Raw genomic sequence first — 11,986 nt, 5'->3', positions numbered from 1 at the left:
GTGCGGACGACGAGAGTGAGGCCCTTTCAGGAACACCCGCAAGCCGGTGTTCGTATCAAGGAGGGGAAGCGGTACGGCCCGGTTCTTCCCTTCCTGATAGTTTCTACAGCGTTGTAGAAGTTCACCGCAGCTCCGGTCGCTCGCCCGGCCGGAGACCTCACTACCCGTATGGAGTTGGCATGGCCCTGTGGGACCGCATCAAGGAGTCCGCATCGCAGATGCAGACCCAGCTCGTGGCGAAGAAGAACGACCTCAAGAGCGGCGCCTTCCGCGACGCGAGCATGGCGATGTGCGCGCTGGTCGCCGCGGCCGACGGCACGATCGATCCCTCGGAGCGCCAGCGGGTGGCCCAACTGATCGCCACCAACGAGGTGTTGCAGAACTTCCCGGCGGACGACCTGCGCCGCCGCTTCGAGGAGAACCTGAACAAGCTGACCGCCGACTTCGACTTCGGCAAGGTCAGCGTGATGCAGGAGATCGCCAAGGCGAAGAAGAAGCCCGCCGAGGCGCGGGCCGTCATCCAGATCGGCATCGTCATCGGCGGCGCCGACGGCGACTTCGACAAGGACGAGCAGGCGGTGGTCCGCGAGGCGTGCTACACGCTGGACCTGCCGCCGCACGAGTTCGACCTCTGACCCGGGGGCACCCGACGGTGAGCACCGCGGAGCAGGACCGCCCCGCGACCGGGGACCCGGCGCCGTCGCTCGCGGGTCGCAACCGGGCCGCCAAGGTCAGCGGCTTCTTCGCGCTGGGCGCGGTCGCCTCCCTGGGCAACTTCGCCACCGGCATCGCCTGGCTCAACCCCGGCGTCTTCATCGGCATGGCGGCCCTGTGCGCGCTGATCGCCGTCCCCGCCGGGCACGTGGGCCGCTTCCGCGGCCGACGGCTCGGCGGTGACGGGCGCGGACTGGCCCTGGCAGGCATCGTGACCGGCTGGCTGGTGCTGTTCGTGTGCGCACTGGCGGAGCTGGCCTTCCTGGGCCTGATGGCCGGACTGGCCGTGCTGGTGGACCACGCCTGACGGCGTCCCGGCCCCGACCGTACTGGCTGAGCCGTGCGACCGCCTGCGCGCTGGTGACGCAACGGCGCCTGCTGCCCGTCCTCGACGGGCTCGACACGATGGACGGCGTCCAGCGCGTTCACGGGACCTCACACAACCGCCCGTCCCGTACCTCCACCACCTGGTCGGTGCCGGCCAGGTGGGTGGGATCGTGGGTGACCAGCACCGTGGCCGTGGCGCGTTCGTGGGTCAGGCGGGTGAGCAGGTCGATCACGGCGGCGCCGCGCGCCCGGTCCAGCGCGCTCGTCGGCTCGTCGACCAGCAGAACCGTCGGCTCGTTCATGAGCGCGCGGGCGATGGCCACGCGCTGGCGCTGACCGCCGGACAGCTGATGCGGGCGGCGGCCCGCCAGCTCGGCCAGTCCGACGGCGTCCAGCAGGGCGAGGGCCCGCTCGCGCGCCGCCCGGGGGCGGCGGCCGGCGAGCTGGGCCATGACCTGGAGCTGCTCGACGGCGGTCAGCGACGGCAACAGGCTGGGCTGCTGGAACACGAGCCCGATCCGCCGCCGGCGCAGCGTGGTGAGCTCGGCGCGGGACAGCCCGGTGGTGGCGGTGCCATCGATGGTCACGGTGCCCTGATCGGGTGTCAGCAGGGTGGCGGCGACCGCCAGCAGGCTGGACTTGCCCGAGCCGGACGGGCCGACCACGGCGGTCAGGCTGCCCTTCGGCACGGTGAGGGTGACGCGGTCCAGGGCGGTCAGGCGGCGCTCACCGTCGGGATAGGTGAGGGTGATGTCGGTCAGGTGCAGGCTCATCGTGCGCTCCCGAGAGCGGTCAGCGGGTCGACGGAGGTGATACGGCGGACGGCGAGGGCGGCGCCGAGCACGCCGAGCAGGACCAGGACCCCGGCGGGGACGAGGACCGTCGCGGGCGTCAGGACGAACGGCACCGCCCGTCCGGCGACCAGACCGCCCACGGCGACGGCCAGGGCGGTGCCGATCAGCGTGCCGCCGGCCAGCACCGCCACGGCCTGCCCGAGCGCGTCCTTCAGCAGGGTCGCGGTGGAGGCGCCGAGGGCCTTCAGCACGGCGATGTCGCCGCTGCGCTGGATGGTCCACACGGTGAAGAAGGCGCCGACGACCAGGGCCGAGATGCCGAACAGGAAGGCGCGCATCAGTTGCAGCGAGCCGTTCTCGGAGGTGTAGGAGCCGATCGCGGCCAGGGAGGCGTCCTTGGAGACCGTCCTGGTGTGCGCCCGCGCGTCCACGGCCGCCAGGTCGGCGCCCGGCACCGTGGACAGGGCGATCACCGTCGCGGTCGCAACGCCGGCGGCACCGCTCGGGGGCGCGAGGCCGCGCCAGGTGGCGAGGCTGGTCCAGACGACCGGGGTGTGGCTGAAGGACGCGTCGGAGCGTACGGCGGCCACGGTCAGCCGCTGCCCGGCCAGCGTGAGCGTGCCGCCCACCTGCAGGCCGAGGTCGTCGGCGGCCCCGGTCGACAGCACCGCCGAACGGTCGTCGATCCGGCCACCGGCCGGTGCCAGGGCGGAGCCCGGCCGCACACCGAAGACGGTCACACCGGCGCTGCGTGCCCCGGCGGTGGCCTTGGCGGGGGTGATGCCGAGCGGTTCGGCCCGGATGACGCCGGGCGTGGCCGCCCAGCGCCGCCACTGGTCCTCGGTGACGGTGGAGTCGGTGTACGACAGGTCACGCCCGTCGGGGGGCGCGGCGAAGGCGATCCTGTCCGCGGGCAGGGAGGTGATCGCCGAGGTGCTCTGCCGGCTCAGGCCCGCTGTCAGTCCGGACAGCAGGCCGACCAGCAGGGTGATCAACACGATGACAGTGCCCATGAGGGCGAAGCGCCCCTTGGCGAAGCGGAGGTCCCGCCAGGCGACGAACACGGCTGCGACCAGGCCTTTCTACGGGGGAAGCGGAACGGCTCCACCCTCAGCCCTCACCCCGGCCCCGGGCATCCGGCGCCGGAGCGCACTTCGCGAGGCGAAAGATGCCGGGGCGATTGCACCTTTCGACAGAGGCCGGGGCCGGCCGCGAAACGTAAGGTGGCCCCGAAGCCCCCCTGTCTCCTCGATCCGCCTGTTCGCCCTGCTCTCCTTCCTCGGTGAGCAGCTCTCCCTCCCCCGTAAGCACCGTGAAGACATCAGCAAGAGCCGTGACCGCCGCCACCTCTCCGCTCCCCGTCCCGACGACCCGGGTCCTGACCTGGTGTCTGCACCTGCTGGTCGTCGGCCTGCTCGGGCTGGCCGCAGTCCGGGCCGTCACCGCCGGGGCGCCCCGTCCCACAGCGGTCACCGCACTCGCCGTGGCGTGCGCGCTGGTCTACGCGGCCGGTCCGCTGCTGCCGCGCGTGCGCGCCTCGCGCCGGGCCGCCGCCGCATGGCTGGGCGCCGTGAGCGTCGTATGGCTGGTGCTGCTGGCGCTGACCCCGGACGGGGTGTGGGTCGCCTTCCCGCTGTACTTCCTGCAGCTGCACCTGCTGCCGCGGCGTGCCGCGTCCGCCGCGGTGGCCGCGACCGCCGCCGCGGCGATCACCGGGTTCGCCGAGCACCAGGGGTCCTTCAGTCCGGCGATGGCGATCGGCCCCGCGCTCGGCGCGGCCGTGGCGATGGCCGTGGTGTGGGGCTACCAGGCCCTGTACCGGGAGAGCGAGCAGCGGCGCCGGCTGATCGAGGAGCTCACCGCCACCCGCGCCGGCCTGGCCGCCGCCGAGCACGCCGCCGGGGTGCTGGCCGAGCGCGAGCGGCTGGCCCGGGAGATCCACGACACGCTGGCGCAGGGCCTGTCCAGCATCCAGCTGCTGCTGACCGCCGCCGGGCGGGCGCTGCCCGGGGCGCCGGAGAAGGCCGCCGGCCACGTGGAGCAGGCACGGCAGGCCGCGGTGGACAACCTGGCCGAGGCCCGGCGTTTCGTCGCGGCGCTCGCCCCCGCGGCACTGGACGGCAGCACGCTGGCCGACGCCCTGGAACGGCTGTGCGCCACCACGTCCGCGCGGCACCCGCTCACGGCGCGTCTGCACCGCGACGCCGCCCCGGTGCCGCTGCCCACCGGGCACGAGGTCGCCCTGCTGCGCGTCGCCCAGTCCGCCGTGGCCAACACCGTGCGGCACGCCCGCGCCACCACCGTCGACGTCACGCTCGGCCGGCTCGCCGGACAGGTCACGCTGGACGTCGTCGACGACGGCGTCGGTTTCGACCCGGAGCGGCAGTCCGCCCCCGATCCGCGGGGCGGCGGTTTCGGCCTGGCGGCCATGCGGGCGCGGGTGCGGGAACTGGGCGGCACGTTCGCCCTGTCGTCCGCGCCGGGGCGGGGCACCGCGCTGACCGTCCGGCTGCCGCTGCCCCCGACCGCCGACTCCGACTCCGAGCCCGAGGCCCGCCCGTGACCGACGACGCCCCCATCCGCCTGCTGCTGGCCGACGACCACCCCGTGGTGCGGGCCGGGCTGCGGGCCGTCCTGGAGACGGAGCCCGGTCTCGCGGTGGTGGCGGAGGCCGCCACCGCCGAGGAGGCCGTCGCGCGTGCGGCCGGCGGCGGCATCGACGTGGTGCTGATGGACCTGCAGTTCAAGGGCGGTATGAACGGAGCCGAGGCGACCGCCGCGATCACCGCCCGGCCGGGCGCTCCGCGCGTCGTCATCGTCACGACGTACGACTCCGACGCCGACACCCTGCCCGCCATCGAGGCCGGTGCCACCGGCTACCTGCTCAAGGACGCCCGGCCCGAGGAGCTCGCCGCCGCCGTGCGCACCGCCGCGGCCGGCCGGTCGGCGCTGGCCCCGGCCGTCGCCGACCGGCTGCTGCACCGGCTGCGCACGCCGGGGACGTCGCTGACCCGGCGGGAGACGGAGGTACTGACCCTGGTGGCCGACGGGCTGTCCAACCAGGCCGTGGCCCGGAGGCTCCACCTGACCGAGGGAACCGTGAAGTCGCACCTGGCGCGGGTGTACGCCAAGCTCGGCGTGGACTCGCGCACCGCGGCGGTCGCGGTCGCCACGGATCTGGGGCTGATCCGCCGCTGACGTTCAGGCACAGCCCCAGGCGGACATGCCCTGCTGGGCGGCGAGACGCCGGGCGACCTTGATCTGCTCCCGGCGGGTGGCGAGATCGGCGCGCGGCGCGTACTTCAGGCCGCCGGCCGCGACCCAGCTGGAGCGGCTGAACTGGAGTCCGCCGTAGTAGCCGTTGCCGGTATTGGCCTTCCAGTTGCCCCCGGACTCGCAGGCCGCGATGGCGTCCCAGTCGGTTCCGAACCGCGGGAGGGCCTCGGCCGTGGTGCCGGCCGTGGTCAGCGCGGCGAGGGTCGTCACGAGCACCAGCGTGGCCTTCGCGCGGCGCGACGGGCAGCCGCCCGCATGCTTCATCACTCTGTGCAACGAGTTCATGACCATACTGTTACATGGTGTGACAATAGGGAGCGGGGATCTCCGCGGCCAGTCGTGTCGGGCCTCCTGCGAACGGAGGACGGACACGCCCGCGCGCCGCCCCGGACCGGCTGCCCGGTCGGCCCCGTACCGGTAAGCGCGACGCGCCGGCCACGGGTATGTTCGTTCGTGGGAACGGCCGCGATCTCCCCGCGGCGTTCCGGCATCCGGACCGACACGTGCCCCCGCGGGGCACCGAGCTCGGGAGGATCCCATCGCTTCCACGACGCCCGAGAGCGCCTCCGGGTCAACGGCGCACAGCCAGCCTCCCGAAGCCAACCTGCTGAGGACGATGCTGGGCCGGCCGGAGTACCGCAGGGCCCTGGTCTTCTGCGGCCTGATCGGCATTCCGGTGGCGCTCATCGCCTTCTGGTTCCTCGTGGCGATCCACGAGCTGGAGAACCTGATCTGGACGGACTGGCCCAAGGACCTCGGCTGGCAGCACGCACCCTGGTGGTGGGGGCTCCCCCTGCTGACGGTCGCCGGAGTCGTCGTCGGCCTGGTGGTCACACACCTTCCGGGCCGGGGCGGACACCTTCCGGCGGGCGGCCTGCACTCCGGCGGGGTCACCTGGCAGGCACTGCCGGGCGTCCTCATCGCCGCGCTGGTCGGCCTGCCCCTCGGCGCGGTACTGGGCCCCGAGGCACCGCTGATCGCGATGGGCGGCGGACTGGCGCTGCTCTTCGGGAAACTGGCCAGGGCGCCGGAGACCCCGTCCAGCACGGCCCTGCTCGGTGCGGCCGGGTCCGCCGCCGCCATCTCCGCGCTCTTCGGGAACCCGGTCGTGGGCGCCGTACTGCTGATGGAGGTCGCCGGGGTGGGCGGCCCGCAGCTGTTCGCGGTGATGCTGCCGGCCCTGCTGGCGAGCGGGGTGGGCGATCTGATCTTCACCGGGTTCGTCCACTGGACCGGTTTCCAGACCGGGAGCCTGAACATCGGCCTGCCCAAGCCGCCGCCCCTCGACTGGCCCGACGTGCTGTGGGTGCTGGTGCTGGCGCCGGCCCTCGCGTTCCTCGTCCACTGGATCTTCGTGGGCGGGCGCTACGCGGCCCGTTTCGTGACGACCCGGACGGTGGGCAACACGACCCTGTGCGCCCTCGGGGCGGCGGTCTGCGTCACGCTGTACGCGATCGCCACCGGACGCTCACCGGCCGAGGCGGCTCTGTCCGGGGAGGCCGCCCTGTCCGGCTTGGCACAGGACCCGCATGCCTGGCCGGTGGGCGCCCTTGTCGCGGTGCTGGCCTTCAAGGGCCTGGCGTACGCCCTGTGTCTGGGCAGCCTGCGCGGCGGCCCCGTCTTCCCCGCCCTGTTCCTGGGCGGGGCGGCCGGTGTGCTGCTGGCGCCGCTGCCCGGTCTCGGGCTGGTGCCGGCGATGGCGATGGGGATGGCGGCCTCCGTGACCGCGGCACTGCGGGTGCCGGTGAGCAGCGTGGTCCTGGTCGTGCTCCTGCTGGGCAACGTGGACACCGTGGCCCTGGTGGTGCTGGCCGCCGTGCTGTCCTTCGTCCTCGCCCAACGGCTGCCGCAGGGCCCGCGGATCCCGGCCTTCGACGAGCAGCCCGGCCGCGCGGAGACGGCGCCCGAGGCGGCCACGGCCCGGGTGAAGGACCGCTCGGCCCCACAGGACGGCGGCTAGCCCGCCGACGCGCCGCACGCTTCGCCCGTGCCAGTCCCACCCGCGCCGCACGACCGGGGCCAGGCCAGTCCCCGGCCCACGACGGCGGCCAGGCCAGTGCCGCGCCGCCGGAACGCGGTCAGGCAGGGACGCCGGGCGTGCCCAGGCGTCGGGCCGCCCAGGGCTCGCGGGCCACGACCGCTCCCACGGTGATGCACAGGGCCACGACCACGCACAGCGAGATCAGCCAGGACAGCAGCGTGAAGACCGCGCCCAGCGAGCCGTATTTCTCCAGGCTGTGATCGAGCGCCCAGGGTACGTACAGCGTCGCGGTGGAGGTCAGCGCGGTCAGCGCCGCCCCGGTCAGCAGCGCGCCCGGCAGTAGGGCCGGCCACGGCACCCGCCCGGCCAGCAGCAGGTGCTGCGTCCACCACCACAGGGCGACCTCCTCGACCAGCAGCAGCGGCACGCCGAGCCACAGCCCCACCCCGAAACCGTCGCGCAGGCTCCCCTGGAGACCGAAGACGAGCAGCCACGCCGCGAGCCAGGCGATCCAGCGCCAGGCGGCCACCCGCGCACCCGACCCGGGCAGGGACCAGGCCCGTTCGCACAGGCGTTGCATGGCGCGGCTGCACGCGGTGGCCGAGATGAGCACCATCAGGCCGCCCACGACCCCGGTGGTCTGCCGCAGCTCGTCGGAGGGCGAGCCGGTGCCCTGGAGGACCATGGCCAGTTGGGAGTTCGCGTTCCCGGACAGCCCGAAGGCGTCCTGCAGGGATCTGGCGAACTGGTCACGCAGCTCCTGCGGGGCGAGGGCGGCCACGACGAACAGCAGGGGCACGGCCGTGAGGAACGCCTGGGCGGCCAGCCGCGTCGCCGAGTCGAGCACGTTCACCGAGACCAGGTGCGACATGAGGTGGGTGATGAGTGGAACGCGGGTCTCCGTCCGCGTGCGCAGCCCCCGCACCCAGGACCCCGTCGCCGCGCCCCGCTCCCGCAGTGAACGGCGGTGCGGTCCCTCCCCTCCGGCCCCGGTCCCTGACTGCATGCTGCCAGCGTGCCGTCGCCGCGGCCGTCCGGCTCGCGGCACGAGCGGGACGCGGGCCGAACGGGCGAACGCGGGCGAGCCCGGGCACGGGGGAACGGGCCCGCCACACCGCCGTCGAGGCGCGCGGCCAGGGACGCACGGGCCCGCGACGACGATTTGTGGGGCGTCGGCGGGGCGGCGATGATGGGGCCATGAGCCAGAGCCGCCCGGTGGCCGGTTCCGCAGGTCCACACGGGGGCCGTCATGGTTCTTGACCTGGTGTTCATCGGTCTGGCGATCGCCGTCTTCCCCTTGTCGGTGACCGCGTTCGTGCTGGTGCTGTCGGCTCGTGGCGGGACCTGGAAGGGGCTCGCCTTCATCATCGCCTGGCTCGCCTGCTTCGTGGCCGTGCTCATCGCCGTACTGCTCACCACCGGCGGCAAGCCCCCGGCTCCCAAGTCCCCACCGTCCACCGCCTCCTCCGCCGTCAAGCTCGCCATCGGCGTGGGCCTGATCGGGTACGGGTGGTACCGGCACCGGGCCCGGCGCCGTGCCGGACCGCGGACCGGTGCGAAGAGTTCGTCCTCCGGCCTGATGGCACGGCTCGACCGGAGCTCGGTGTGGACCGCCGCGGGACTGGGTCCGCTGCTCCAGCCGTGGGGGCTGGTGGCGGCCGGAGCGGCGACGGTGATCGGCGCGGACATGTCCAGCACCTCGTCCTACCTGGTGCTGGCCGGGTACTGCCTCCTCGCCACCAGCGGACTGCTGGCCATGGAGCTGTACTCGGCGTTCTCGCCCGACGCCGCCCGGGTGCGCCTCGGCAGACTGCGCACCTGGCTGGAATCCCACCAGGAGCAGGCACTTGTGGCCGTGGCCCTGGTGGCGGGGCTGTTCCTGGTGGGCCGCAGCATCCAGCAGCTCGCGTGATCGGCGCGGCGGCGTGCGCGTACGGGGTGCGTCGCCCCATGTCCGGTGGTGGAATGGCACTCGGGGGACCCGCAACCGTCAGGGGTGACCACCGTGAGCGAACAATTCGGTGAGAATTTCGACGACATGGGACCCATCGACTACGTGGTGGTGGAGTTCCCCGGCAACCGCATGACGGGCGAGGGCTTTCCCCTGCTGGTCGATCTGGTGGACCGCGGCATCATCCGCATCCTGGACCTGATGTTCATCAGGAAGGACGAGGACGGCTCGGTGACCGCCCTGGAGATCGCCGACCTGACGGGGGACGGGGAACTCGACCTCACCGTCTTCGACGGCGTGCAGTCCGGACTGCTGGGCGAGGACGACCTCAAGGAGGCCGCCGCGGCGGTGGAGCCCGGCAGCTCGGCCGGACTGCTGATCTACGAGAACCTGTGGGCGGCGCCCTTCGCGAGCGCACTGCGGCGCGGCGGTGCGCAGCTGGTCGCCTCCGGACGGCTGAACGTGCAGGCGGTCCTGGCGTCCCTGGAAGCCGCCGAGGCCGCGTCCTAACGAACGAGAACCCTTCGGGGTGGGAGGCGATCACATGCCAGGTCTTCTTCGCGGAGTGGCCCGTACCGCCGTGGTCGCGGGTACGGCGACCGCGGTCTCCAACCGGGTCTCCCGCAGGCAGCAGGGGCGCTGGGCCGCCCAGGCACAGCAGTCCGCCTACGCGGAGCCCCAGGGCTACCAGCAGCAGGGCTATCAGCAGGCCTACCAGGAGCCTCCGCCCCCGCCGGCGCCGCCCGCCGCCGACGACATGACGAGCAAGATCGACCAGCTCAAGGAGCTGGGCGAGCTCAAGAAGCAGGGCATCCTCACCGAGGCCGAGTTCGAGGAGCAGAAGCGCAGGCTGCTCGGCTGACGGACAGGGAACCGGCCCCGCTCCATGCCGTGGAGCGGGGCCGGTTCCCTGCGTCCGTCGGCCGGCGGTGCCTTCCCACCGCCGGCCCCGGGCCCGGTGTCAGGCCTCACCCATGCGCCGCACGTCCTCCTCGTCCCAGGCCCGGGTGTCCCGGGGCTGTGTGTACGGCTCGGCGTCGGCCGGCAGGCCGCCCGCGATGGCCCGCTGGCGCACGGTCTCGGCGTCGAACTCCAGCCCCAGCAGCACCGCGAGGTTGCCGATCCACAGCCACACCAGGAAGACGATGACGCCGGCCATGGTGCCGTAGGTCTTGTTGTAGGACGCGAAGTTGGCGACGTAGACCGCGAACCCGGCGGAGGCGGCCATCCAGATCACCAGGGCGAGGAAGCTGCCCGGGGTGATCCACTTGAACCCCTTGACCTTCGCGTTGGGGGACGCCCAGTACAGCAGGGCGATCATCACGGTGACCAGCAGGACCAGCACCGGCCACTTGGCGATCGACCACACCGTCAGCGCGGTGTCGCCGAGCCCCAGGGCGTCCCCTGCCTGACGGGCGATGCCTCCGGTGAAGACGACGATCAGGGCGCTGACCACCGCCAGCACCATCAGCACGACCGTGACCCCGACCCGCACCGGAAGGATCTTCCAGACGGGGCGGCCCTCCGGCATGTCGTAGACGGCGTTGGCCGCGCGCATGAACGCCGCCACGTACCCGGACGCGGACCACACCGCGACCACCACTCCCACGATCGCCATGAGCGATCCGGTGCCGGCGTTGCCCTGCAACTGCTCGACGGCCCGGGTGAGGATGTCACGCGCCGAGCCGGGCGCGAGCTGCCGGATGTTGTCCAGCACCTTGTCCGTGGTCGAGCGTCCCGTCAGACCCAGGATGGACACCAGCACCAGCAGCGCCGGGAAGAGGGCCAGCACGCCGTAGTACGTCAGGGCGGCCGCCCGGTCGGCCAGTTCGTCGTCCTTGAACTCCCGCAGGCTCCCTTTGAGGATCCGCCGCCACGCTCCCTTCGGCAGTTTCGTCGGGGTCTGCGGTGCCCGGCGCTCCACATCGGGCCCGGGACCGAGGTCCTCGGGCTCCGGTGCGGACGGGCGCTCCGCAGCCTCGTCGCGATGTTCCTTCCGTCCCGGAAGATGCAGCTTCGCCATGCCGGTCAAGTAACCCCGACGGGCGTTCCCATGCCGCGCCGGTGCTCCGCCCCGCCGCGAGGCCCTCGGGTTTTGTTGGTTTCCGTTTGCATCTTTTCGGTGCGAGGGGTCTGTTCAGGACATCCAGCGACTGTTAAGAAATGAAGCCACGCGAGTCACTGACACGTGTAACCCATTCAAACCCCTCATTCCGTTCCCTGGGTGCGTCATGGCCGTCACCGGCCCGTGGCGGCCCCGGGTCCGCCTGCTCACGACGATCGAGGAGGGCACCGTGGCCCTTTCGTCCCCCGCGGCCACCGCCGCCGGCCGCTCCGACGGCCCCGACCGGCCCGCGCGCGGCCTGCTGCCGCTGCTGCTGCTCGGCAACACCGCGATGTACGCGCTGTACATCGGCGTCGCCGGCGTCCTGCTCGCCCTGCAGGTCGAGCACATCGACCCGGCACACAAGGAGGCCAATCTGGGGCTCGTCACCGGGATCGCCGCCGTCTTCGCCACCGTCTTCAACCCGCTCGCCGGCGCCCTGTCGGACCGCACCGGCCGCCGCAACCCGTGGATCCTGGGCGGCGGACTGCTCGCCGTGCCCGCGGTGTTCCTGCTCGGCAGCGTGCACACGGTGCTGATGATCACCATCGGCTGGTGCCTGGTGCAGGCCGTCATGAACGTCTACCAGGCCGCCCTGACCTCGGTCGTCCCGGACCGGATACCGCTGGAGAGCCGGGGCCGGGCCTCCGCCGCCGTGGGCCTCGGCCTGCCGCTGGGCAGCATCGGCGGCGCGCTGGTGGCGGCCGCGTTCACCGAGCGCTACCGCACCGGCTATCTCCTCTTCGGCGCGCTCGTGGCCGTGTCCGCCCTCGTGTTCACGTCTTGTACGCGCGAACAGCGGCTTCCGGCACGGCCGTCGACACCGCTGCGGGCACAGC

Annotated in this window: 14 protein-coding genes; 9 read left to right on the top strand and 5 right to left on the bottom strand. The window is 73.1% G+C overall.

The genetic code is table 11. The features are described from left to right. Positions 1-179: 179 nt before the first annotated feature. Positions 180-635: a tellurite resistance TerB family protein gene (locus C3489_RS00070; protein WP_103778439.1), complete on the top strand. Its 456-nt coding sequence runs from the start codon at positions 180-182 to the stop codon at positions 633-635. Positions 636-652: 17 nt separating this feature from the next. Then, a complete protein-coding gene (locus tag C3489_RS38515; protein ID WP_103778437.1) occupies positions 653-1,021 on the top strand; it encodes a hypothetical protein in 369 nt (122 codons plus the stop codon). Between the two features lie 118 nt (positions 1,022-1,139). Here the strand turns inward: C3489_RS38515 and C3489_RS00060 are convergent, their stop codons facing one another. Next, a complete protein-coding gene (locus C3489_RS00060; protein WP_103778435.1) occupies positions 1,140-1,814 on the bottom strand; it encodes an ABC transporter ATP-binding protein in 675 nt (224 codons plus the stop codon). Continuing rightward, on the bottom strand, positions 1,811-2,899 hold the full coding sequence (locus tag C3489_RS00055; RefSeq protein WP_103778433.1) for an ABC transporter permease: 1,089 nt from the start codon (positions 2,897-2,899) through the stop codon (positions 1,811-1,813). The genes C3489_RS00060 and C3489_RS00055 overlap by 4 nt, the downstream gene beginning before the upstream one ends. Positions 2,900-3,147: 248 nt before the next feature. On the opposite strand from C3489_RS00055, the gene C3489_RS00050 reads away from it, so the two are divergent. Further along, positions 3,148-4,398, top strand: a complete 1,251-nt coding sequence (locus tag C3489_RS00050; protein WP_258054503.1) for a sensor histidine kinase — start codon at positions 3,148-3,150, stop codon at positions 4,396-4,398. Beyond that, positions 4,395-5,033, top strand: coding sequence for a response regulator transcription factor (locus C3489_RS00045; protein ID WP_103778429.1), 639 nt, complete (start codon positions 4,395-4,397; stop codon positions 5,031-5,033). Before C3489_RS00050 ends, C3489_RS00045 begins: the two co-directional genes overlap by 4 nt. Before the next feature lie 3 nt (positions 5,034-5,036). Here C3489_RS00045 and C3489_RS00040 read toward each other — a convergent pair whose 3' ends face one another. Next, positions 5,037-5,375, bottom strand: a complete 339-nt coding sequence (locus C3489_RS00040) for a transglycosylase family protein (RefSeq protein WP_103778427.1) — start codon at positions 5,373-5,375, stop codon at positions 5,037-5,039. A 352-nt stretch (positions 5,376-5,727) separates the two neighbouring features. Here C3489_RS00040 and C3489_RS00035 point away from each other — a divergent pair, with 352 nt between their 5' ends. Continuing rightward, the gene (locus C3489_RS00035) at positions 5,728-7,071 is read left to right on the top strand and encodes a chloride channel protein (RefSeq protein WP_103778425.1); all 1,344 of its coding nucleotides are present in this window, start codon (positions 5,728-5,730) and stop codon (positions 7,069-7,071) included. A 118-nt stretch (positions 7,072-7,189) separates the two neighbouring features. Here C3489_RS00035 and C3489_RS00030 read toward each other — a convergent pair whose 3' ends face one another. Next, positions 7,190-8,098, bottom strand: coding sequence for a YhjD/YihY/BrkB family envelope integrity protein (locus C3489_RS00030; RefSeq protein WP_103778423.1), 909 nt, complete (start codon positions 8,096-8,098; stop codon positions 7,190-7,192). 243 nt (positions 8,099-8,341) lie between these two features. Between C3489_RS00030 and C3489_RS00025 the strand changes: the two genes are divergently transcribed. From C3489_RS00025 to C3489_RS00015, 3 genes are all read left to right on the top strand, one after another. Further along, the gene (locus C3489_RS00025) at positions 8,342-9,004 is read left to right on the top strand and encodes a GAP family protein (protein WP_103778421.1); all 663 of its coding nucleotides are present in this window, start codon (positions 8,342-8,344) and stop codon (positions 9,002-9,004) included. Between the two features lie 126 nt (positions 9,005-9,130). Continuing rightward, positions 9,131-9,553, top strand: a complete 423-nt coding sequence (locus C3489_RS00020; RefSeq protein ID WP_103778860.1) for a DUF6325 family protein — start codon at positions 9,131-9,133, stop codon at positions 9,551-9,553. Positions 9,554-9,587: 34 nt separating this feature from the next. Then, the gene (locus tag C3489_RS00015; RefSeq protein WP_103778419.1) at positions 9,588-9,905 is read left to right on the top strand and encodes an SHOCT domain-containing protein; all 318 of its coding nucleotides are present in this window, start codon (positions 9,588-9,590) and stop codon (positions 9,903-9,905) included. A gap of 99 nt (positions 9,906-10,004) precedes the next feature. Here C3489_RS00015 and C3489_RS00010 read toward each other — a convergent pair whose 3' ends face one another. Then, a complete protein-coding gene (locus tag C3489_RS00010; protein ID WP_103778417.1) occupies positions 10,005-11,066 on the bottom strand; it encodes a YihY/virulence factor BrkB family protein in 1,062 nt (353 codons plus the stop codon). 208 nt (positions 11,067-11,274) lie between these two features. Between C3489_RS00010 and C3489_RS00005 the strand changes: the two genes are divergently transcribed. After that, positions 11,275-11,986 (top strand): MFS transporter (locus C3489_RS00005; protein ID WP_146075253.1); only part of this gene is annotated, 712 nt, incomplete at its 3' end.

It is taken from the genome of Streptomyces sp. Ru71 (assembly GCF_002920535.1).
Classification (GTDB): Bacteria; Actinomycetota; Actinomycetes; order Streptomycetales; family Streptomycetaceae; genus Streptomyces.
This window is presented reverse-complemented; position numbering and strand designations above follow the sequence as displayed.

Excerpts from the sequence above, each read along its gene's own strand:
- C3489_RS00070 (WP_103778439.1), top strand. The coding sequence starts at position 180 with ATGGCCCTGTGGGACCGCATCAAGGAGTCCGCATCGCAGATGCAGACC.
- C3489_RS00060 (WP_103778435.1), bottom strand. The coding sequence starts at position 1,814 with ATGAGCCTGCACCTGACCGACATCACCCTCACCTATCCCGACGGTGAG.
- C3489_RS00040 (WP_103778427.1), bottom strand. The coding sequence starts at position 5,375 with ATGAAGCATGCGGGCGGCTGCCCGTCGCGCCGCGCGAAGGCCACGCTG.
- C3489_RS00035 (WP_103778425.1), top strand. The coding sequence starts at position 5,728 with ATGCTGGGCCGGCCGGAGTACCGCAGGGCCCTGGTCTTCTGCGGCCTG.
- C3489_RS00030 (WP_103778423.1), bottom strand. The coding sequence starts at position 8,098 with ATGCAGTCAGGGACCGGGGCCGGAGGGGAGGGACCGCACCGCCGTTCA.
- C3489_RS00025 (WP_103778421.1), top strand. The coding sequence starts at position 8,342 with ATGGTTCTTGACCTGGTGTTCATCGGTCTGGCGATCGCCGTCTTCCCC.
- C3489_RS00020 (WP_103778860.1), top strand. The coding sequence starts at position 9,131 with ATGGGACCCATCGACTACGTGGTGGTGGAGTTCCCCGGCAACCGCATG.
- C3489_RS00015 (WP_103778419.1), top strand. The coding sequence starts at position 9,588 with ATGCCAGGTCTTCTTCGCGGAGTGGCCCGTACCGCCGTGGTCGCGGGT.
- C3489_RS00010 (WP_103778417.1), bottom strand. The coding sequence starts at position 11,066 with ATGGCGAAGCTGCATCTTCCGGGACGGAAGGAACATCGCGACGAGGCT.